At 32.1% G+C, this 23,232-nt stretch carries 20 protein-coding genes; 8 read left to right on the plus strand and 12 right to left on the minus strand.

What is annotated here, in order from left to right; genetic code table 11:
* Window positions 1-8: 8 nt before the first annotated feature.
* From HW119_RS07775 to HW119_RS07790, 4 genes are all read right to left on the minus strand, one after another.
* Window positions 9-1,760, minus strand: a complete 1,752-nt coding sequence (locus HW119_RS07775) for a peptide MFS transporter (protein WP_177762907.1) — start codon at window positions 1,758-1,760, stop codon at window positions 9-11.
* Between the two features lie 29 nt (window positions 1,761-1,789).
* A complete protein-coding gene (locus tag HW119_RS07780; RefSeq protein ID WP_177762911.1) occupies window positions 1,790-3,439 on the minus strand; it encodes an MFS transporter in 1,650 nt (549 codons plus the stop codon).
* 90 nt (window positions 3,440-3,529) lie between these two features.
* Window positions 3,530-5,059, minus strand: a complete 1,530-nt coding sequence (locus HW119_RS07785) for a peptide MFS transporter (protein WP_177762914.1) — start codon at window positions 5,057-5,059, stop codon at window positions 3,530-3,532.
* 11 nt (window positions 5,060-5,070) lie between these two features.
* A complete protein-coding gene (locus tag HW119_RS07790; protein WP_177762917.1) occupies window positions 5,071-7,242 on the minus strand; it encodes a S9 family peptidase in 2,172 nt (723 codons plus the stop codon).
* A gap of 172 nt (window positions 7,243-7,414) precedes the next feature.
* Here HW119_RS07790 and HW119_RS07795 point away from each other — a divergent pair, with 172 nt between their 5' ends.
* Window positions 7,415-8,728 (plus strand): hydroxymethylglutaryl-CoA reductase, degradative, encoded by a 1,314-nt coding sequence (locus HW119_RS07795; RefSeq protein WP_177762920.1) that lies wholly within the window; start codon window positions 7,415-7,417, stop codon window positions 8,726-8,728.
* A 2-nt stretch (window positions 8,729-8,730) separates the two neighbouring features.
* Window positions 8,731-9,639 (plus strand): GYDIA family GHMP kinase, encoded by a 909-nt coding sequence (locus HW119_RS07800; RefSeq protein WP_317171531.1) that lies wholly within the window; start codon window positions 8,731-8,733, stop codon window positions 9,637-9,639.
* 59 nt (window positions 9,640-9,698) lie between these two features.
* On the opposite strand, the gene HW119_RS07805 is transcribed toward HW119_RS07800, so the two are convergent.
* Complete coding sequence (locus HW119_RS07805) at window positions 9,699-10,199, minus strand: hypothetical protein (RefSeq protein WP_177762923.1); 501 nt, start codon at window positions 10,197-10,199, stop codon at window positions 9,699-9,701.
* A 205-nt stretch (window positions 10,200-10,404) separates the two neighbouring features.
* On the opposite strand from HW119_RS07805, the gene HW119_RS07810 reads away from it, so the two are divergent.
* The 5 genes from HW119_RS07810 to HW119_RS07830 all read left to right on the plus strand — a co-directional run bounded on the left by HW119_RS07810 (window position 10,405) and on the right by HW119_RS07830 (window position 15,220).
* Window positions 10,405-11,625, plus strand: coding sequence for an NAD(P)/FAD-dependent oxidoreductase (locus HW119_RS07810; RefSeq protein ID WP_177762927.1), 1,221 nt, complete (start codon window positions 10,405-10,407; stop codon window positions 11,623-11,625).
* A gap of 135 nt (window positions 11,626-11,760) precedes the next feature.
* Window positions 11,761-12,843 carry a diphosphomevalonate/mevalonate 3,5-bisphosphate decarboxylase family protein gene (locus HW119_RS07815; RefSeq protein WP_177762930.1) on the plus strand — a complete coding sequence of 361 codons (1,083 nt, stop codon included), beginning with the start codon at window positions 11,761-11,763 and terminating at the stop codon, window positions 12,841-12,843.
* A gap of 1 nt (window position 12,844) precedes the next feature.
* A complete protein-coding gene (locus HW119_RS07820; protein ID WP_177762933.1) occupies window positions 12,845-13,186 on the plus strand; it encodes a cysteine-rich CWC family protein in 342 nt (113 codons plus the stop codon).
* A 137-nt stretch (window positions 13,187-13,323) separates the two neighbouring features.
* Window positions 13,324-14,262, plus strand: a complete 939-nt coding sequence (locus HW119_RS07825) for a mevalonate kinase (protein ID WP_177762936.1) — start codon at window positions 13,324-13,326, stop codon at window positions 14,260-14,262.
* Between the two features lie 34 nt (window positions 14,263-14,296).
* Entirely contained in the window at window positions 14,297-15,220 is a 924-nt protein-coding gene (locus tag HW119_RS07830; RefSeq protein WP_177762939.1) for a geranylgeranylglycerol-phosphate geranylgeranyltransferase, read from the plus strand.
* On the opposite strand, the gene HW119_RS07835 is transcribed toward HW119_RS07830, so the two are convergent.
* On the minus strand, window positions 15,200-15,646 hold the full coding sequence (locus tag HW119_RS07835) for a hypothetical protein (RefSeq protein WP_177762942.1): 447 nt from the start codon (window positions 15,644-15,646) through the stop codon (window positions 15,200-15,202). The two genes, HW119_RS07830 and HW119_RS07835, sit on opposite strands and share 21 nt — an antisense overlap.
* 116 nt (window positions 15,647-15,762) lie before the next feature.
* Between HW119_RS07835 and HW119_RS07840 the strand changes: the two genes are divergently transcribed.
* The gene (locus tag HW119_RS07840) at window positions 15,763-16,692 is read left to right on the plus strand and encodes a pseudouridine synthase (protein ID WP_177762945.1); all 930 of its coding nucleotides are present in this window, start codon (window positions 15,763-15,765) and stop codon (window positions 16,690-16,692) included.
* Window positions 16,693-16,722: 30 nt separating this feature from the next.
* Here HW119_RS07840 and HW119_RS07845 read toward each other — a convergent pair whose 3' ends face one another.
* The 6 genes from HW119_RS07845 to purT all read right to left on the minus strand — a co-directional run bounded on the left by HW119_RS07845 (window position 16,723) and on the right by purT (window position 22,943).
* A complete protein-coding gene (locus tag HW119_RS07845) occupies window positions 16,723-17,523 on the minus strand; it encodes a hypothetical protein (RefSeq protein ID WP_177762948.1) in 801 nt (266 codons plus the stop codon).
* Window positions 17,524-17,576: 53 nt separating this feature from the next.
* The gene (locus HW119_RS07850) at window positions 17,577-19,715 is read right to left on the minus strand and encodes a M3 family metallopeptidase (RefSeq protein WP_177762951.1); all 2,139 of its coding nucleotides are present in this window, start codon (window positions 19,713-19,715) and stop codon (window positions 17,577-17,579) included.
* A gap of 93 nt (window positions 19,716-19,808) precedes the next feature.
* Window positions 19,809-20,336 carry a YceI family protein gene (locus HW119_RS07855; RefSeq protein ID WP_177762954.1) on the minus strand — a complete coding sequence of 176 codons (528 nt, stop codon included), beginning with the start codon at window positions 20,334-20,336 and terminating at the stop codon, window positions 19,809-19,811.
* A 17-nt stretch (window positions 20,337-20,353) separates the two neighbouring features.
* Window positions 20,354-21,070, minus strand: a complete 717-nt coding sequence (locus HW119_RS07860) for a pirin family protein (RefSeq protein WP_177762957.1) — start codon at window positions 21,068-21,070, stop codon at window positions 20,354-20,356.
* Window positions 21,071-21,184: 114 nt separating this feature from the next.
* Window positions 21,185-21,766, minus strand: coding sequence for a Crp/Fnr family transcriptional regulator (locus HW119_RS07865; RefSeq protein WP_177762960.1), 582 nt, complete (start codon window positions 21,764-21,766; stop codon window positions 21,185-21,187).
* 13 nt (window positions 21,767-21,779) lie between these two features.
* Entirely contained in the window at window positions 21,780-22,943 is a 1,164-nt protein-coding gene (gene purT, locus HW119_RS07870; protein ID WP_177762963.1) for a formate-dependent phosphoribosylglycinamide formyltransferase, read from the minus strand.
* Window positions 22,944-23,232: the final 289 nt, after the last annotated feature.

The following is a 23,232-nucleotide window of genomic DNA, read 5'->3' on the forward strand; positions in this document are numbered from 1 at the left end:
TACTTAAATTATTTAATTCCGTGCATTAATTTTTTAATTAATGGATTTAGTATCATTACTAAAATTCCGGCAGCTGCAGGAATCGCTGTAAATAAGAAGAAGAAATGACTTAAAGAATATTCTTGTTGAATCGTTTCAACTTGACCTCCTAAAACAGCAGCTAATTTTTGAGCGATTGCAATTGCTAAGTACCAAATTCCGAACATGAAAGCAAGCATTCTTCCAGGTACTAATTTAGAAACGTACGATAATCCTACAGGTGAAATAAATAATTCTCCTAACGTGTGGAATAAGTATGTTAATACTAAGAATAACATTGAGATTTTAACACCTTCTGAAACTCCCATCGAACCTAATCCTAAAACTAAGAATCCGATTGCTACTAAAATTAATCCAAAACCATATTTAAATGCTGCTGAAGGATTGTATTTAGACTCCCATAATTTAGAAACAGTTGAAGCTAATGCGATAATAAAGAATGAATTTAAAGTAGAGAACCAAGAAACCTTAATTTCTGATGCATCTTTAGAGAATTCATTGTTTAACATCCAAATTACAGCTCCCCAAATAATTACAAAACAGATTATTAATATGATATTTGACCAAGCGATTTTAGACCATGTTGCTTTAGCTAATTTTATTAAAACCCATGAAATAATAGTTAGTGGAACAATAGTTAGTAAACCGTTTATGATATTAAAAGTTAATAATGCAGTTCCTTCTAAACTTCTATCAATATAATCACGAGCAACTAAAACTAAAGAAGTTGCTCCTTGTTCAAAACTCATAAAGAAGAAAATCAAGAAGAAAGCTAATAAAACAACTGCAAACATTCTATCTCTAACCACTTTGTCATAACGTAAAATACGAGATACAATCATGTAAATGAAAATGATTAATGCAATGATAATCATGATGTATTGTCCACGTAAGAAAGGCGTGTCAAGGAAAGCAAATATATCTACAATTTTGCTTTTTGATAATGGGTCGTTGAATGCGTATAGAAAACCAATAATACCAACTATTGCAATTAAAACATAATCTGTAATTGTAAACGGGTTGCGTTTGTCTGTATCTTCTGAAGCCTTAGCAGCCACCGCTTCTTTATCTTTATTGATAATTCCTAAATTACCCATTAACGGTTTAGATAATGCAAACTGAATGGTTCCTAATAACATGAAAATACCCGCTAATCCAAATCCCCAATGCCAACCTTCTGTTTCTGCAACGTAACCACAAAGCAACATTCCAAAGAAAGCACCTGCGTTAACTCCCATGTAGAAAATGGTATAAGCGCCGTCTTTCTTTTCTGGTAAATCTTTATACATTTCTCCTAAAATCGATGGCATATTTGGTTTGAAGAAACCTGTTCCAATTACCAAACACGCTAATCCAATAAAAAACATAATAGGTGTGTCAAACGCCATGGCCGCATGTCCGATGGTCATTACAATTGCTCCAATGATTACAGCCATTCTAGAACCAATGTATTTATCGGCAATGATTCCTCCAAAAATTGGAGTTAAGTAAAGCATCATCGCATAAGTTCCGTATAATGCTCCAGCTTCTTCAGCAGTCCAAGCCCATCCTGATTTTGGGTCACCTGTAATAACAGCTGCTGTTAAAAATTGGATTAATAAAACACGCATTCCGTAGAACGAAAAACGCTCCCACATTTCTGTAAAGAAAAGTACAAAAAGTCCCGATCGTTGTCCTAATACATTTGATTTGTAAAAGTCTTTGGTTAATTTAGTATCCATTCGAATTTAAGGTTGATTTATATTTTATTTTAAGATTGATTAGAGTTCTTCTTTTCAAGTGGTCTTACGATTAATTTGTCGTAAATTGATAATGAGATTATTGAGAATAAACCGATTCCTACGATAACATACCAAATTTTATTTGGGTCGTAAGTATTCCAAAGCATATCGGTCATTTCCCAATGTGTCATTTGTAATTTTTGTTCTGCTAAAGTGAAATATTCGTTTTTAGAGAAAGGTAAATGTACTTGCGAAATATCGATGTTTTTTGAAAGTGCATATTCGTTTAACGATGTAGCCACCGATTTCCAATCGACTGATTCAGCTTTTAGATTGAATTGATTTTCAAACTGAGCAATCGAAATATTTAATGCTTTTGCACCTTCTTCGATGAATTGTTCTTTAGTAACTACTTCGGGCATTTCAATGTTTCTACTAACCATTTCTCGTTTTAATAACGATAATTTATCTGACCAATTTTGGTACAATCCACCTGAAATAAAACTGGTTACAAAATAACTTGCAGCAACAGGTAAAAAGTAAGTTCCTTGGTATAAACCTTCTTTTCCTTTTGGAGTGATTAAGGCGATAAATGACGAAACCGTTGGTGAAGACATCATTTCTCCAATTGCGAAAATCATTGTGCCAATTATCGTAAACCAAACATTGTCGGTGTAAAACGTTAAACCGATACCAATTGTTGCTACTACAGCTCCGCGAATTACCGCATTGATGTGACGCATTTTTATGACCATAAATGAAATTGGAATCTGTAATAAAATAATCATTAACGAATCGATGTTAGTGAACCATTCCGGTTTAACTAATCCATCTTGGGTAAGTAATCTTCCTAAAAATGGAATGTTTTTATTTAACCAATCGCTTATTGCCGATGAATTTACCCAATCTTCGATGAAATTTGGAAGCGTGTTAAATAACTGATTAAACATCGTCCAAAATCCAACCATTAATAAAAGTAAGATTCCTAAACGGACATCTTTTAAAGCTTCGAATATTCCTTTGATTGAATCTCCAATTGCTTTGCCGATTGAATCTTTTGGTTTTTCTACTTTTGGTTCTTTATAAAATAAAAGTAAAACAATTAGATTGATTGCAATTACTGTTGCTGCTTGTATGAAGATGATTTTCCATCCAAAAGAAGTTCGTAAACCTGATGACATTGAAGGTCCAATAAATCCACCAATGTTTACCATCATATAAAAAATACCAAAGCCCATGGTTCCGGTAGTTTCGTTTGTGTTTCTCGCGATAATTGCAGAAGCTACCGGTTTAAAAAATGCGGCTCCAATAGCAACAAGTAAGAAAACCAAATAAACATTAGAGTAGGAAGTGACTTCGCCTAGCATATAATAACCACAAATCATGATTGCGAATGAAATGGCTAAAGATATTTTATAACCAATTCTGTCTGCAATAACACCAAAAAATAAAGGTAAGAAGTATAAAATCCCTACAATATTTCCCATGATGTTACCTTTCTGAATGTGGTCAAAACCTAAACCACCAGCATCTGTTGATCCAACAAGATAAAGTCCAAAAAGTGTATAAATTCCGTACCAAGCCCAGCGTTCCATTAATTCCATGAAACTCGCAAGCCAGAAATTTTTATTAAATGAACCTATGGTATTCCACAACGAAGGTTTGTTGTTTTCTAACATGAAATTTTAAAAAATAGTTAAGTTTACAAATAAAAGAAAATATTTAGATAAATGCATAAAAAAAAGCGACCTAAAGGTCGCTAAGTTTTATTATTTAACTTCTTGCATTAGTTTTCGAACAAGAGGTGAAATGATTATTAATACAATTCCTGCAATAATTGAGTAAAGTGCAATTTCTTTATATCCGGCTGTGTAAGTCATTAGTTTATCTAGATTTGAACCGCCTTCTACAACAGAATCAGACATACTTGAACCTATAATTCCTGCAACATATTGACCGTACGCTGAAGCTAAAAACCACATTCCCATCATCATTCCTTGTAAATTCTGAGTTGATAATTTGGTCATGATCGATAATCCGATTGGAGATAAACACAATTCACCAAAAGTAATTACAAGTAAAGCTAATGTGAAGAAATCTAAAGAAGTAATTCCAGCTGCGTCAGCAAAAAATCGTGTTCCAAAAAGTACATAATATCCTAATCCTAAGAAAATAAATCCTAAGCCGAATTTAATTACTGTATTTGGGTTTAATTTCTTTTTTGCTAACCAAATCCATAATGCACCAAAAATTGGAGCCAAAAGAATGATGAATAATGCACCTCCTGAATTGTTTACTCCATTCGGATCTAAATGAATACCCAATAAATCCGAATTTAAATTATTGGCCGCAAAAATGCTTAAAGATCCGCCTGCTTGTTCGTAAATTCCCCAGAATAAAATAGAAAAGAAAATGAAAACTAAAGCAGCGTATAATTTTTTACGATCTTCAACACTTACTTTGGTCATTTCGTAAAACAAATAAAGCAAGGTTAAAGGTCCAATGGTGAACATGAAATAATCAGTGTAATCCGTGTTTTTTACCATTGCCATGATTAATGGAATTGAAACAATCGAAGCTGCGTAAACCGTAATTTCTTTCCAAAGCGGCATTTTTGTAATCTCACCTGATTTTGAGATTTGTTTCGGTTGTAATCCAATTGGTCCTAAACTTTTTTTAGTGAAATAAAAGTTGATTAAACTAATAATCATAACAAAAGCTGCTAAACCAAAAGCTACATTCCAACGTTGTGATACTTCAATAACATCTGAAAATAAATGACCTTTTCCAACAGCAATACACAAATAACCTCCGATAAATGCACCTATGTTAATTCCGGCGTAGAACAACGAAAAACCGGCATCAGTTCTAGGATCGCCTTTTCTGTATAATTCACCAACCATAGTAGAAATATTTGGTTTAAAGAAACCTGTTCCAACAACGGTAAAGGCAATTCCTACAAAAAATAAATCATACGGATTTGTTGCCAATAACGCACTTCCGATTATCATTAAAAAGCCACCCCAAAAAAGTGATTTTCTAAAGCCTAAAATTTTGTCAGCAAATAAACCACCAACAAAAGTAAATGCGTAAACAAAAGCTTGAATTGCCGCATATTGTAATTGCGATTGACCTTCGGCTAATTTTAATTGATCAATCATGAAGAATACAAGCATTCCTCGCATTCCGTAGAAACAAAATCTTTCCCACATTTCTGAAAAGAAAAGACTCCAAATTTGTTTTGGATATTTTCCTTCGAAATTATGAATTGCTTCTAATTGTTTTTGTTCTGCATTCATAAATTTTATTATTATAAGTTTTCTTTAATATATTCCGTCATTTTGGTGTATAACTGCTCGCGCGTTTTTCCACCGTAAATGCCGTGGTTTTTATCTGGATAAATTTCCGAATCGAATTTTTTATTCTGATGAACCAAAGCATTGATTAAAACCATCGCATTTTGTACATGTACATTATCATCTGCTGTTCCGTGAATCAATAAGTAATTACCTTTTAAATTTCCAGCATAAGTAATTGGCGAATTTTCATCGTAACCTTTTGGATTTTCTTGCGGAGTTGATAAAAAACGTTCGGTGTAAACCGTATCATAAAAACGCCAAGAAGTTACCGGAGCTACAGCAATTGCAGTCTTAAAAACTTCTGGAGCTTGAAATAAAGCGTTCGATGACATAAAACCACCAAAACTCCATCCCCAAATTCCAATGCGATTTTCGTCAATGAAATTTTTCTTTGCCATTTCTTTAGCAACAAAAACTTGGTCTTCGACTTCAAATCTCCCTAAATTATTTTGAGTTGTTTTCTTAAAATCGGCACCTTTATAACCAGTTCCTCTTCCGTCAACACATAAAACAATATAATCTTCTTGTGTCAAAAGTGCATGCCAATAATCGTTACTTGTCAACCATTCGTCAGCTACCGTTTGAGAACCTGGACCAGAATATTGATACATCAACATCGGATATTTTTTGTTCGGGTCAAAGTTTTTAGGCTTCATCATGTAAGCATTTAAAACATCACCTTTGGCATTTTTAATTTCGAAAAATTCCTTTTCAGGTAAATCATACGATTTTAATTTATCTTCTAAAGCTTTGTTTGATACGATGGTTTTGATTTCTTTTCCATTTGAAGTTTCGTTCAAAGTATACGTTGGCGCATTTTTGTTTGATGAAAACGTATTGATGAAATACTCAAAATTCGGACTAAAAGTTGCTTTATTGGTTCCGTTATTTTGCGTTAATCGTTTTTTATTTTTTCCGTTTAAATCAATGCTGTAAACATCGCGTTTGGTTGAGCCGTTTTCAACCGATTGATAATAAATTTTAGATTTCTTTTTATCGAAACCGTAATAATCGGTTACTTCCCAATTTCCTTTAGTGATTTGATTTTTCAGCTTTCCGTTTTTATCGTAATGATAAATATGATTGAAGCCGTCTTTTTCGCTTGTCCAAATAAAACTGTTATCGTCTAAGAAAGTTAAATTGTCTGTGATATCAACATAGGCTTTATCTTTCTCGTTTAACACGATGTTGAAGTCAGCCGTATTTCCATCGATAAACAATAAATCTAAATTGTTTTGATGACGATTTAAAACTTGCGCACTTAATACGTTGGCATCATTGGTCCATTTGATTCTCGGAATATAAAAATCGTTGTATTTTCCTAAATCAACTTTCGTGGTTTTGTTGGTTTTTAAATCGTAAATATGAAGGGAAACTTTTGCGTTTTTTTCTCCTGCTTTCGGATATTTAAAAACTTGTTGTGTTGGATATAATCCATCACCGTAAACATCCATTGAAAATTCAGGAACTTCGGTTTCATCAAATTTTATGTAAGCGATTTTTGTTCCGTCGGCATTCCAATCGTACGCACGAACAAAAGCAAATTCTTCTTCGTAAACCCAATCGGTAATTCCATTGATGATTTTATTTTTCACGCCATCGTTGGTAATCTGAATGGTTTTATTCAAATTTAAATCGTTAATAAAAATGTTATTGTCGTAAACGTAAGCGATTTTTGAACCATCGTAATTGAATTGCGGTTCTTGAATTTCGTTATCTGAAATCTTTACCAATTTATTGGTATTTAAATCGTAAGTATAAAAAAGCGACGTAAACGAATGACGATAAATAGGATTGTAGTTGGTTGCAATTAGCAACTTGGTTTCATCGTTATTGAAACTGTATTCTGAAATTTCGGTTAATTCCGGAAAGTTTTTTGTATTTAAAATATTCTTTGTTCTTTCTAACGTTGCAAAATCGTATAAGTCAATTTGGTATGATTTATTGCCACGGTTGTAATCTAAAACCGTGTAAGCATTGGTGTTTTTCATGGCGTTTAACGAAGTCATTCCTTGCGTTCTAAACGTTCCGTTCCAAATTTCTTCCTGACTTATTTTTTTTTGAGCTGTAGCCGAAATTCCAGCAAGCAATAAAAAGGCTAACGTATATTTTATATTTTTCATTAAAATTTATTTTCTGATGCGAAGGTTACAAAGTAAATCATTTTTTGGAAATAGGGAAATCATTTTTTTATTAGCTACAGATTGATTGAATGTTTGTTTTATAATGTAATTATTAAATAAAAAATCCAATTCATAAGAATGTGTATCTTTGTGCAAAATTTAAGCACAAAAAATGAGTTTAGTAAACGGTTTTTCAAAACTAAGTAAAGCAGAAAAAGTACATTGGATTGTTGAAACGTATTTCAACGGAAATAGCGAAATAACAAATTTGTTAACTTCTTATTATAATTCAGACGAAGCTTTACAAAAACTTCACGACGAGTTTATTGAAAATACCATTACCAATTTTTACCTTCCATTTGGTGTGGCGCCAAACTTTATAATCAACGATAAGGTTTATACCATTCCTATGGTAATCGAAGAAAGTTCGGTAGTTGCTGCCGCTTCTAATGCGGCTAAGTTTTGGAGCAAACGCGGTGGATTTAAAGCAACAGTTCTTTCTACTGAGAAAATCGGAAACGTGCATTTCTTGTTTTCAGGTTCAAAACAAAAATTAGAACAATTCACCAACGACATTCAATCTAAATTTTACGAAAACACCAAACATATTACCAAAAATATGGAAAAACGTGGTGGTGGAATATTAGCTGTTGAATTGGTTGATAAAACTTCTGAATTAAAAGATTACTACCAACTACACGCAACTTTTGATACGAAAGATAGCATGGGTGCGAATTTCATTAATTCGTGTTTAGAAGAATTTGCGAAAGTTTTACGTACCGAAGCTGCGGTTTATGCTAACTTCACAGAAGAAGAAAAGAATTTACAAGTAATTATGTCAATTCTTTCAAATTACGTTCCAAATTGTTTGGTTCGTGTTGAGGTTTCTTGTGCAGTAGCAGATTTAAAAAGTAAAGAAATTCAAGATCCACAATATTTTGCTGAGAAGTTTGTACAAGCCGTTTGTATTGCTGAAATTGAAACTTATCGTGCGGTTACTCATAACAAAGGAATTATGAATGGAGTGGATGCGGTTGTGTTAGCAACAGGAAACGATTTCCGTGCCATTGAAGCCGGAGTTCATGCATTTGCAGCTAAAGACGGAAAATATTCAAGTTTATCTCATGCCGAAATTAAAGACGGGACTTTCCATTTTTGGATGGATTTACCTTTAGCTTTAGGAACCGTTGGCGGATTAACTACTTTACATCCAATGGTGAAGTTTGCATTGGAATTGTTAGAAAAACCTTCGGCTAATGAATTGATGGAAATTATTGCAGTTGCTGGATTGGCACAAAACTTTGCGGCAGTAAAATCGTTAACTACAACCGGAATTCAGCAAGGTCACATGAAAATGCACTTGATGAATATCTTGAATCAATTCAATGCTACCGATGAAGAACGCGTAAAAGTGGTAAATCATTTCGAAAATCAAACGGTTACGCATAGCGCTGTGGTTGAATTTATTGAAAGCCTTAGAAAATAAATATGGAATTTTACAGCAACGGAAAATTATTTATTTTAGGTGAATATTACGTTTTAGAAGGCGCTAAGGTTTTTGCTTTGCCAACTAAATTCGGACAAACTTTACGTGTTTTTCCGTTGAATTCGTTAGTAATCACTTGGAAAAGTTACGATGCAGATAGTTCGGTTTGGTTTAACGATGAAATTTTGATTGCCGATATAATTTCCAAAAATATAAAACAGCAAGATGATAAAGTTCGAAAAACATTAATCGAGATTTTACATCAAGCGCATCAACAAAATCCAAATGTTTTAAATTTAAAATCTGGTTTTTTAGTTGAAACGGAACTTACTTTTCCTCGAAATTGGGGTTTAGGAACTTCGTCAACCTTGATAAATAATATTGCACAATGGTTCCAAATAGATGCTTTTGAATTGTTAGAAAATTCTTTCGGTGGAAGTGGTTACGATATTGCTTGCGCACAAAATAACGAACCGATAACGTATCAAAAAGTAAATGGAAAAGTTTTGGTTGAGCAAGTGCAGTTTAAACCGAGTTTTGCAGATAAAATATACTTTGTGTATTTAAATCAAAAACGCGATAGTAAAGAAGCAATTGCTAATTTCCGAAAAAAACAAAAAGATTTAACCCATGAAATTGCTGAGGTTTCTAAAATGACCGAACAACTTTTACAAATTGATGATTTAAATGAATTCATTCATTTCTTCAAAACTTACGAAACTAATTTGAGTAACGTTTTAGAAGTTCCGACCATACAACAACTATTGTTTTCTGATTTTAATGGATTGGTGAAAAGCTTAGGCGGTTGGGGCGGCGATTTTGTTATGGTTGCATCACACGAAAATCCAATTGCATATTTCAAAGAAAAAGGATTCGATACGATAATTTCATATCAAGAAATGATAAAATAAAAAAAGCCAAGCACTATTTCAGCTTGGCTTTTTCGTTTGAATGTTTGTTGTTGAATTGTTTACTTAGCGGGTCTTAGTTTGTCACTATATGTGATTTTATAAGGTTTTTCTCCGCTTGTATCTTTCATAATATAGATGAATTTATGCTTTCCAACATTTTCAGCTTTTACATAAATTTTTTTCTTAGTTTCTTTATCATAAATTTCAGTATCCATTGTTACATTAATTCGCATGTTTTTTGCTAAACCTGTAGTTTTATCTGTAATTACTGCGTCAACAAAAATAATTTCTTCGTCATTTCTAACTTCTATTTTTTCACCATTAAAACCCTTAGTGAAAAAAAGAATCGCATATTCTGGAGTATCAGCTTTATAATCTTTTAAAAATTTCTTTTGAACTTTTTCAGAAACAGAACGAAAATCGTTTCGGGTTTGTTCGGTATAATAAATTTTTTCAGTCTTTTCTTTTTCTTCAACTTTACTTGAATCAGTAGCATTTTTTTTAGATTTACACATCGTAAACAATAATACTAAGAAAATTAAAGGTAGTTTTTTTAACATCTCTTGGAATTTATATTTTTTTTAAAAAACGGCTTATATCTGTATCTTTGCTAAAGATTTACAGAAAATAAAGATACAATAATTGTACCTAAATTCAAAAGTGCAATAGCGATTAGATATTATGTAGTTAATATTGTAAATGAGTAAATAAATATTCTACAATATGTAGAATGTTTAAAAATAAATTGGGGAAACCTGAATAAATATGAAAAATAATTTTGATGTAATTGTTGTTGGAGGAGGAGCTTCTGGATTTTTTACGGCAATTAATATTGCAGAAAATAATTCGGATTTACGAATTGCAATTCTTGAGCGTGGAAAAGAAGTTTTAGGTAAAGTAAAAATTTCAGGTGGTGGACGTTGTAATGTTACGCATGCTTGCTTTGTGCCGAATTTACTTACTAAGTTTTATCCGCGTGGCGAACGTGAACTTCGTGGTCCTTTTCATACGTTTTGTTCTGGCGATGTTATCGAATGGTTCGAAAACAATGGCGTAGAACTTAAAATTGAAGAAGACGGACGTATGTTTCCTATTACCGATTCTTCGCAAACCATCATCGATTGTTTTTTAGATTTAGCTCAAGAAAATCAAATAAAAATAAATACGTCTTGTAGTGTTCAAGCGATTTCGCAAACCGATGAAAGTTGGATTCTAGAAACCACTCAAGGAACGCTTACTTGTGAACATTTGGTCATGGCGACAGGTAGTAATCCTAAAATTTGGGAATTGCTTTCAGAAAAAGGTCACCAAATTGTTTCGCCAGTTCCGTCGTTATTTACCTTTAATATAAAAGATACACGAATCAAAGATTTAATGGGAATTTCGGTTCCAAACGTAACTTTAAAAGTAAAAGAAACCAAACTTAAATCAAACGGACCGTTATTAATTACACATTGGGGATTAAGCGGACCTGCTATTTTACGACTTTCAGCTTGGGGTGCTCGCGAACTTTTCGACAAAAATTATCAGTTTACCTTGCAAGTGAATTTTCTTCATGAAGAAGTTTTTGACGATGTTTTGGTTCAGCTTAATGAGTTGAAATTAGAACACGCTAAGAAAACCGTGATTAAAAAATCGCCTTTCGATTTAACGACGCGTTTGTGGGAACAATTGGTTTTGGCTTCAGAAATTACTGCCGATGCAAAATGGGCCGATTTAACCAAAAAACAATTGGTAAATTTAACCAATCAGTTAACCAATGCCGAATTTAAAGTAAACGGAAAAAGCACCTTTAAAGACGAGTTTGTAACTGCTGGCGGAATCGATTTAAAAGAAATTGACTTTAAAACCATGCAAAGTAAGTTGTTCAAAAACTTATATTTCACCGGCGAAATCATGAATATTGATGCCATCACCGGCGGATTCAATTTCCAAAACGCTTGGACTTCGGGCTTCATTGCCGCTCAAGCCATTGCCAATAAATAATATTTTTAGAAGCTAAACATTTTGCTTATTTTTGAGTTTTTGCCTGCTTTCCGTTTTATCTTTAAAATAAATTTTAAAGGATATCACTTCAATCAGGGCTAGCTCGAAGTTAACGCAATTTTTAAAGAAATTTAAATGACAAATTTTCAAGAATTCATTACACAAACAAATCATAAATTAAGTAGCGGAAATTTTAAATTCTCAGCACCAAGTAATATTGCTTTGGTAAAATACTGGGGTAAAAAAGATAATCAAATTCCGGCAAATCCTTCATTGAGTTTCACCTTAAGTAATTGCAAAACCATTACTTCGTTAACTTTTGTATCGAAAGAAACCAAAGGAATCAGTTTTGATTTGTTGTTTGAAGGGCAACCAAAGGAATCCTTTCGTCCGAAAATTCAAAAATATTTCGAACGTATTTTACCATATTGCCCATATATTGAAGATTATCATTTTACTATAGATACTCAAAATACATTTCCGCACAGTTCCGGAATTGCATCTTCTGCTTCTGGAATGGCTGCTATTTCTGCAAACATCATCGCTTTAGAAAAAGAATTGGTTTCAGATAAAGATGAAAATTATTTCTTGCAAAAAGCATCATTCTTGGCTCGTTTAGGTTCAGGAAGTGCTTGTCGTAGTATTAAAGGAGAAATGGTGGTTTGGGGAAAAACTGAAAGTATTGCAAATAGTTCTGATGCTTACGGAATTGAATTTGATTACGAGGTGCATTCCAATTTTAAAAACTACCAAGATTCTATTTTGTTGGTTGATAAAGGGGAAAAGCAAGTTTCAAGTACCGTTGGGCACGAATTGATGTTTGGTCATCCGTTTGCAGAGCAACGTTTCGTTCAAGCGCATGAAAACATCGCTAAGTTGAAAGCTATTTTTGCTTCTGGAGATTTAACTGAGTTTATTAAAATCGTAGAAAGTGAAGCTTTGACGTTACACGCAATGATGATGACTTCGATGCCGTATTTTATTTTGATGAAGCCAAATACATTAGAAATTATCAATGCCATTTGGAAATTCAGAAATGAAACACAAGTTCCCGTTTGTTTTACTTTAGATGCTGGTGCAAATGTACATGTTTTATATCCAGAAAATGTAAAAGATCAAGTACAAGATTTTATTGCAAACGAACTTTCTAAATTCTGTCAAAACAACCAATATATTCACGATTTTGTTGGAAATGGTGTTGAAAATTTAACTCAATAATATGAAAGAAAGTTGTACACATTGTCATAAACCTTTGGAGTGTAAAGCAGATGATATTCAAAATTGCGACTGCCAAAAGGTTGAATTACTTGATGAAACGGTTGCTTTCTTGTACGAAAAAACCGACCACGATTGTTTATGTAACGATTGTTTGAAGAAATTCGATGAGATGATGAAGTTTTCTATGGAAAATAAATTTCCGAAACGCCAATCAGAAATGGTTGAAGGTTTGCACTTTTATATGGAAAACGGATTTTTTGTGTTTACTGAAATGTATCATTTCTTAAAAGGAAGATGTTGTAAAAACGGTTGCAGACATTGTGTTTACGGAATACATAAATAGTTGTGAGAAATTAGTTTTTAGTTTTTAGAAATTAGATTTTATCAGAATATCCAAACACTTAAAAACTTAAACACGAACGTTAAACAAAAACTTTTTTTACGTAACTTTGCTTCAACACTTATTGAAAAAACTAATTTATGAAAGGACCATTATTTTACTCAAAAATTCTTCTATTTGGAGAATACGGAATTATCAAAGACTCCAAAGGGCTTTCGATTCCGTATAACTATTACAATGGTGCATTGAAAATTACAGCCGAACCAACGGATGAATCTGTAAAATCAAACGCAAGTTTGCGTGCTTTTGCTGCTCATTTAAAACAAATGCAAGCAGAAAATCCTGAATTAGTAACTTTCAATATGCAAACTTTAGAGCGTGATATTGAAAACGGAATGTATTTCGATTCTAGTATTCCGCAAGGATATGGTGTTGGAAGTAGTGGTGCTTTAGTAGCTGCTATTTACGACCAATATGCGAATGATAAAGTTACTGTGTTAGAGAATTTAACACGTGAAAAATTACTTCAATTAAAAGCTATTTTCGGAAAAATGGAATCGTTCTTTCACGGAACGTCTTCAGGTTTAGACCCGTTAAATAGTTATTTAAGTTTACCAATTTTAATCAATTCAAAAGATAACGTTGAACCTACCGGGATTCCATCTCAAAAAGAAGAAGGAAAAGGTGGTGTTTTCTTAATCGATTCTGAAATGGTTGGGGAAACGGCTCCGATGGTAAATATCTTTATGGATAATTTAAAGAACGAAGGTTTCAGAAGTATGATGAAATCTCAGTTTACTAAATATACCGATGCAGCTGTTGAAAACTTCTTAAAAGGTGATTTTAAAACACTTTACAGTAATACAAAAGAACTTTCTAAAATAGCTTTAAGTCATTTTAAACCTATGATTCCTGAGAAATTCCACGGAGTTTGGCAACAAGGAATCGAATCTAACGACTACTATTTGAAACTTTGCGGTTCTGGAGGTGGAGGTTACATTTTAGGTTTTGCTCCTGACTTTGAAAAAGCGAAAGAAGCTTTAAAAGATTATAAATTAGAATTGGTTTACAAATTCTAAAACCCATCCGATTATCGGAATCTAAAAACAAATTATGCTTTCTCGAAAACAGAAAATAATTTTAAAGAAATTATTCAGTATATTTTCGGTTGTTCGAGGGTATAATATTGCTGTTGTAGTTTTAGCTCAATATTTAGCATCGATTTTTATCTTTGGTTCGCATTTACGTGCCTTAGACGTAGTTTTGAATTTTCAACTTTTTTTGATAATTCTGAGTTCGTCTTTTGCAATTGCATCTGGATACATCATTAATAATTTTTACGATTCTGAAAAAGATTTAATCAATCGGCCGAACAAATATAACATCGACCGCTTTGTTAGTAAAGCTACGCAATTCAAAATCTATTTTGCTTTAAATTTTTTAAGTGCAGGATTGGCTTTTGTGGTTTCTTGGCGCGCAGCTGTTTTTATTTCGGTTTATATTTTCTTGATTTGGTTTTATTCGCATAAACTAAAGAAGTTTCCGATTATAGGTAATTTAACAGCATCCTTGTTGGTTGTTTTGCCTTTTTTTGAAATATTGATGTACTTCAAGAATTTTAGTTTTGGAATTTTTGTTCATGCAGCTTTTCTTTATTTGATTATTTTGATTCGTGAAATGGTAAAAGATTTAGAAAATTTACCAGGTGATTTTGCAAATAATTATCAAACTATTCCTGTTCGTTTTGGAATCAAAACAGCCAAACGAATCATTACTTTCTTAACTATTTTGACCGTAGTTCCTGGAATGATTTTAATCCAATATTTCGAAATCGGATATATGGCTTATTATTTTTATTTCAGTTTAATTATGTTAATGATTTTCTTGGTTCAATTGTGGCAATCAAAAACAAAAAAAGCTTACAATGCGTTGCACGTAAGCTTGAAATTATTATTGATTTTAGGAATTTTATCTATTGCTTTAATCAATCCAAAAGTAATTCTTCATGGGAAAGAATTAATTGAACCTTTGATTTAAATCTGTATTTTCAATCGGTTTTGGTTTTACACTAAAAATAAAAAAATAAATACAATTTATAAACCATCCTGCCCAAACTAAATATCCACCTGAGTGAAATTTACTGTTCATGTATTTATGCGAAGTAGTTGTAAAATCGATATATGTAAAAAATAATCCAAGTAAACCTAAAATTACTAAAACTAAGTTAATTATTACAAAGTTTTTGTAAAGCGCAAAACGTTTGCTCACGTATAAAATGGCGATTAATATAAGTTGAATTAAGAAAACAACTAAGGCGCCTTTCCACCAAGTTTTTAAAAGTGAATATTCAGTATAAACTACGCTAATGCCTATTTTACCTACTAATGACATTTTAGAAAGTAAAATTCCGGAAATTAAACTAATGATGCCTTGAAGTAAAATCAAGTTCAATATTTTTTTCATAACAATTCAAATTTAAATTGAAATTAATCAAAAAATATATAAAATTCTGTTTTAAACTGATTTTTTGTTTTAGTATAATGAAATTTAAATATCTATCTTTGCAAAAATTATTTATAATGAGTACAGGAAGAGGAAATAATAATAGAGGAGGGAACGATAGAAAAAAGCCATCAGGACCACCAAGAAAAACATCTTCAAAGAAAAAAAAATCAGATAAGAAACCTTTCGCTTCAAAAAATGTTTTTAGCGGAAGTTCTCCATATAAATCAGACCGTAAACCTTTTGTAAAAGGAAATCAAGAAACTCCAGAACAACCTAAAAAAGCGGTTCTTAAAAAAGTTTCTGACGATATTCGTTTAAACAAATACATTGCAAATTCGGGAGTTTGTTCGCGTCGTGATGCTGATTTGTATATCCAATCAGGTAACGTAACAGTTAACGGCGAAGTGGTAACCGAAATGGGTTATAAAGTTAAACCAAACGATAAAGTGGTTTTTGACGGAGTTACTTTAAACCCTGAAAAGAAAGTTTATGTTTTATTAAACAAGCCAAAAGGATTTTCTACATCTGAAGATGATAATGTTTCTAGTGCTTACGATTTGGTTCGTAATGCATCTAAATATTTATTGAAGCCCGTTGGTCGTATGGATAAAAATACAGTCGGATTGTTGTTGTTTACCAATGATAACGAAATGATTCAGAAGTTTACTAACGATGCGCAGCGTTCTTCTAAATTATATCAAGTGAGTTTAGATAAAAACTTGAAATATGAAGATTTAGAAAAAATTCAAAAAGGAGTTTATATCAAAGAACACAAAGTTTGGGTTGAAGATGTTAACTATGTTGAAAACGAACCGAAAAGCGAAGTGGGTATCAAGTTGAAAACATCGAACGTAAAAATTGTACGTGCGGTTTTTGAAAGTTTAGGTTACAACGTTTTAAAACAAGACCGTGTAATGTTTGCTGGATTAACCAAATGGGGAGTTACTCGCGGACAATGGCGTTTCTTAACAGAACAAGAGGTAATTAACCTTAAAAATATTTAGTAGATGAGCACTTCGAAAGAGGTGCTTTTTTTATGTAAATCGATATTCTATTTTTCTTGTATTTAAATTTAGGTTAAAGAAAATAAAACAATCACCACCATCGTTCATTGAGCTTATATAGGTTGTTTTTATTTCTTCTTCATTACAAGAAATTAAGCCAATTATGAAGATTTCATTCTTAGATGTTTTTATTGGAATAAATTGTATAAAATGCTCTTCGAATTTAAATCTTTTTAGACTATCTTCTTTGAGAAATAGTTTTTTTAATGATTCGTCTAATACAATCATTTCAGAATTTGAAAGATTAATCCTTTTATAATCTTTGAATTCACTAAAATCATAATAATCACTATAATGACTGTAAAATTGATGATAATGATTAAATCGATTTATATCAAAGAAATTAGAGATTTCTAATTTGTTTTGTTTTATTCGCAATCTATATAACGTTTTCCCATTTTTGATGGTGTTTCTATCGTTGTACTTATAATCTTTTAAAAGTTCTTTTTTATGGGATTCGGTTGAAGCATTTGCTTTCATTTGTAGCGAATCTATAATGATTTCTACATGATTATTTTTTAAGAATCCGATTTTGTCTTCAAAAAATAAAGTATCTTCTTTTATTCTTAACTTACCAAAATGAAGTTCGTTTTTAATTTCATTTTTTGTTTCAACTAATCGAGATTCTGAATAAGTTGAATCATCATAAATAGTTAATAAATATTCATTTAAATTGTGTTTGCTAGTTTCTGTTTGAAGAATGATATTTTTTTCTTTTTTAGAACAACTTAATGTAAATACAAAAAGGATTGCAATGAAATATATTTTCATTTTTCTTATAAAGATAAAAAATCCCAATCAATTTCTGATTGGGATTTGAGTTTTTAGTTTAAACCACGTTTGTTTAAAAGCGGTTCTATTTTAGGTTCTGCACCTCTGAAGTTTCTGTATAAAACAGCAGGATCTTCAGTTCCTCCTTTTTCTAAAATATTCACTCTGAAAAGTTTTGCTTTTTCTGGATTAAATAACGTAGTTGATTTAAATGCATCAAACGCATCCGAATCTAAAACTTCACTCCAAATGTAGCTGTAATATCCAGCCGAATATCCTCCTGAGAAAATATGGCTAAAATACGTACTTCTGTATCGTGGAATAATCGCGTCGAATAATCCAACATTTTTCATTCCTGTTAATTCAAACGTATTAATATCTGTTGTAATTGGCTTCTCAATCGTGTGATATTGCATGTCTAACAACGAAGCTGCTAAATATTCTGTAGTCGCAAAACCTTGGTTAAAAGTTCCAGCTTTTTTCATCTTTTCAATTATCGCATCCGGAATTACTTCACCTGTTTTATAATGTTTCGCAAACATTTTTAAAACTTCTGGTTCAGCAGCCCAGTTTTCCATAATCTGAGATGGTAACTCCACAAAATCTCTTGAAACATTTGTTCCAGCTAAGCTTTTGTAATTTACGTTAGACAGTAATCCATGTAACGCGTGACCAAATTCATGGAAATAAGTCGTAACTTCATCAAACGTTAATAAAGCTGGTGCATCTGCAGTTGGTTTAGTGAAATTACATACAATTGAAATTACCGGAATTCGACGTTTTCCATCAAGCATTTCTTGGTCACGGAACGAGGTCATCCAAGCGCCACCGCGTTTAGAAACTCTAGGGAACATATCCATATATAAAATACCAATTAAAGTTCCGTCTTTTTCTGTAACTTCCCAAGTGGTTACTTCGTTGTGATATTTTGGAAGATTAGTAACTTCTTTAAACTTTAGTCCGTATAAATTTTCAGTAACTTTAAAAACTCCATCTCGGACTTGGTCGATACTGAAATAAGGTTTCATTTCTTGTTCGTCTAAATCAAAACGTTCTTTACGAATTTTTTCAGAATAATAACGCCAATCTGCCGGAGTCACATCTTCATTAATTCCTTCTTTGCGCATCATTGCTGCAATATCAGAAGCTTCAACCTTTGCTTTTTCTAATGCAGGCAACCATAATTTATTTAATAATGCATTTACATTTTCTGGATTTTTAGCCATACTCTCTTCTAACACATAAGCTGCATGGTTTTTATAACCTAAAAGTTGCGCTTTTTCCATTCTAAGATTAGCAATTTTTGTAGTAATCTCTTTGTTGTCGTTAGCATTGTCATTGTTTCCACGTTTTTGGTAAGCATTCCAAATTTGTTGTCTTAATCCACGATTACTCGAATATTGTAAAAACGGCATCACACTTGAATTACTTAACGTAAAAACCCATTTTCCTTCTTTACCTTTTGCTTTTGCTTCAACAGCAGCAGCTTCGATAATTTCGTTTGGTAAACCAGCTAAATCTTCTTTTTTGTCGATAACCAATTCGTAAGCATTGGTTTCTGCTAAAAGATTATCGCCATATTTTAAATTAAGTAATGAAAGTTCACTGTTTAATTTTCTTAATTTATCTTTATCAGCAGCCGATAAATTTGCTCCACTACGAACAAAACGTTTGTAAGTATTATCTAACAACATTTTTTGTTCTGATGTAAGTACAGGTTTTTCGTTTCCACCGATACTATAATCGTTATAAACTTTTTTAATACGCTCAAAAAGCTTCTCATTCAAATTGATATTATCTGAATGTTCTGACATTTTCGGAGCTAAATCTTGAGCGATTTTCTGAAGCGTATCATTTGTATCTGTACTGCTTAAATTATAAAAAACAGAAGCAACACGTCCTAATAACTCACCTGAATTATCTAAAGCTACAATCGTATTTTCAAAAGTTGCAGGTTCTTTGCTATTAACAATTGCATCGATTTCTTTTTGTTGTTCTTTAATACCTTCAAGGATTGCAGGCTCAAAATGTTCGTTCTTAATTAATTCGAATGGTGGTGTTTGATATGGAGTTTCCCAATTCGCAATTAACGGATTATCGTGACCTGAAGTAGCCACTGTATTTTCTTTTTTACATGAAGCAACACTCATCCCAATAACAGTAGTTAAAATTAAAAAAGTCTTTTTATTCATTATAAATTTATTTAGTAGTAAAAGACAAATATATAAAAATAAAAACCTATTCAAATTCTGAATAGGCTTTTAGGTAATTAAACTAGATTAAAATTATGCTTTTACTAATTGTATTTCAATATCAAGTTTTACTTCGTCACTAATTAAAACGCCTCCTGTTTCTAAAGCAGAATTATAGGTTAAACCCCAATCTTTTCGGCTAATTTTACCTGTAATATTTAAAGCTGTTTTTGTGTTTCCCCAAGGGTCTTTCATTTCTCCACTAAATTCTACGTCTAAAATAACTGGATTAGAAACGCCGTGCATTTTTAAATCGCCAGTAACTTTAAAATTATGACCAGAGCCTGTGATCGATTTTGATGTAAATTTTAATTCAGGATATTGAGCTTCATCAAAGAAATCCGGACTAATTAAATGTGCATCTCTGTCTTTATTGTTTGTGTTTACCGAATTGATTTTTGCAGTAAAATCTAATTTTGCATTTGTAAAATCATCGCTTGAAAAATGAATATCGGTATGATAATCATCAAACTGACCTTTTACATTTGTAAACATCATGTGTTTAACTTTAAAACCAATTACAGTGTGTGTTGGGTCAATGTTCCATTTTGTTGTGCTCATAATATTTTTATTTTATATTAATAATTAATTTTCATTGGTACTTCCATCAATAAAATTTCAGCAGTTGAATTTGCTTTGATTGATACTGATTCAGCATTTGTAATTCCGACTGCATCACGTTTGTTTAATTCTTTGTCATCTATTGTAACGTCGCCTTCGATGATGAAAATATATAAACCATTTTCAGGATTTTTTAATTCATAAGTTGTTTCAAAACCTGCATCGACTTTACCTAAATGAAACCAAGCGTCTTGATGAATCCAAAGTCCAGCATCGTCTTGATTTGGCGAAATAATCTGAACCAACTCATTTCTAACATCAGGAAAAGTCATTTGGTCGTATCTTGGCGTTACATCAAATTTATTTGGGAATAACCAAATTTGTAAAAACTTCACTTCTTTGTCCGAGTTAGCATTGTATTCGCTATGTGTAATTCCAGTTCCTGCGCTCATCACTTGAATATCGCCTTGCTTGATGATTTCTTGCGAACCAATACTGTCTTTATGAGCTAAATCTCCAGAAAGTGGAATTGAAATAATTTCCATATTATCGTGCGGATGTGCACCAAAACCCATTCCGGCTGCGACCGTATCATCATTTAAAACACGAAGGTTTCCAAAGTTATTGCGTTCATCGTTTCTGTAACCTGCGAAACTAAACGTATGAAACGAATGTAACCAACCGTGATTTGCCTCACCACGTGTATTTGCTTTATGTAGAATGTAATTTTTCATATCTTAAATTTATTTATATCAAAGTTAGTTTGTTTATAAATAAAACTGCTTAATCTAAGTTAAGAAATAAAAACAAAAAAAACGCCTAACTATTTTATAATTAGACGTTTTGTATTATTTTTTCTTAAGTAGTTTGCTTTTCATTTTACTAAAGAATTCGGGTGTTACTCCTATATATGAAGCGATGTGTTTTTGCGGAAGACAATTTTTTACATCGGGATATTTTTTAGTAAAATTCTCATATCGCTCTTCGGCAGTTAACGACAATTTATCAACCAATCGTTGTTGATTAGCAATTAAAGAATTCTCAATTAAGATTCTAAAGAAACGTTCCATTTTAGGAACCAACTCATAAAGTTGCTCTTGTTTTTCTTTGGAGATGATATAAACTTCGGCATCATCAACCACTTCAATGTACGAATGACTTGGTTTGCCAGCCAAAAAACTATACATATCTGCAACCCACCATCCCGGACTTGCAAAAGAAATCACATGTTCAGTTGCATTATTGTCAACTGTAAAATTTCGGACGATTCCTTTTTTTACAAAATAAGCCCAATCACCAATTGCTCCAGGTTCTAACAAAACGGTTTTCGTTTTGTAAGTTGCAGATTCAAATTGATTTAATACGATTTGCTTTTCGTCATCAGTTAACGAAACATGTTTTGCTATATTTTGTAAAAGAATATCTTCCATATTTTGATTTTATTTAAGCATTAACTTGAATACGTTTTGCTGTTTCTTTAGCTCTTTCAACAATTTCTTCAATTGGAGTTTCGATAGCGTCATAAGTTAAAACAACGCCCATTCTACGATAAGGTCTTGAAGTTGGTTTACCGAATAAACGTAAATCTGTTTTAGATTTTCCAGCAACAGCTTCAATTCCTGTAAAAGTTGGATTTTCACTATTTTCTGATGCCAAAATAACGGCACTTGCACCGTTTCTTTCTAAAGTTATTTCTTCAATTGGTAAACTTAAAATAGCACGTAAATGCAATTCAAATTCATTGAAATTTTGGGTATTTGCTAAAGTTACCATTCCGGTATCGTGCGGACGAGGAGATAATTCAGAGAAATAAACTCCGTCATCAGCTAAGAAAAATTCAACACCAAATAAACCAGCTCCACCCAAAGCTTCGGTTACTTTTGCAGCCATTTCTTGAGCTTCTTTTAATTGTGCTGTTGAAATGTGAGCAGGTTGCCAACTTTCTTGATAATCGCCACGTTCTTGACGGTGACCAATTGGCGGACAAAATAAAGTTGATGCGTTATTTTGCGTTACGGTAAGCAACGTGATTTCTGAATTAAAATTCACAAAAGCCTCTACGATTACTTCGATAACATCGCCTCGAGAGCCTTCAACGGCATATTTCCAAGCTTTTTGAATATCTGCATCTGTTTTAATAGTCGATTGCCCTTTTCCAGACGAAGACATTAAAGGTTTTACCACACAAGGCGTTCCGACTTCGGCAACTGCTTTTTCTAATTCTTCGGCTGTTGTTGCGTATCTGTAATTAGCAGTTTTAAGACCTAAATCTTTAGCTGCTAAATCGCGAATTGCTTTTCGATTCATGGTAAAATTTGCAGCTTTTGCTGACGGTACTACGTGAATTCCTTGTTTTTCGTAGTCATAAAAACGCTCGGTTCTGATGGCTTCGATTTCTGGAACAATAAAATCAGGATTATGTTTCGCGATTACCTTATCTAACGCATCGCCATCCAGCATATTTATTACTTCAAATTCTTGTGCTACTTGCATAGCCGGAGCATTCTCATAACTATCAACTGCAATAACATACTGACCAAGACGTTGGGCTGCAATAACAAATTCTTTACCTAGTTCACCTGAACCTAATAAAACTATTTTCTTCATTTTTGTTGTGTTGTTAAAGGGATAAAGTTAGGTAGTTTTTATTGGAATTAAAAAGAAGAATCAAGTTTTAATTTAATTAAAAGTACTAATTTTCGAATACATTACTTTTTTTAATTCGTTGAATTCTAGATTGAATGAATTGAAAATAAATCAATTTGAATAATTTTTTTCGAAATAATAAACTTTTAAATTAAAAGATAGCTTTGATATTGCAATGTTATTTAATTTGGTGTTTTGATATAAAATAATGTAAATGATAAAGGTTTGTGTGTTAAGATTAACATATTTT

Source organism: Flavobacterium sp. I3-2 (genome assembly GCF_013389595.1).
In the GTDB taxonomy this organism is placed as follows: Bacteria; Bacteroidota; Bacteroidia; order Flavobacteriales; family Flavobacteriaceae; genus Flavobacterium.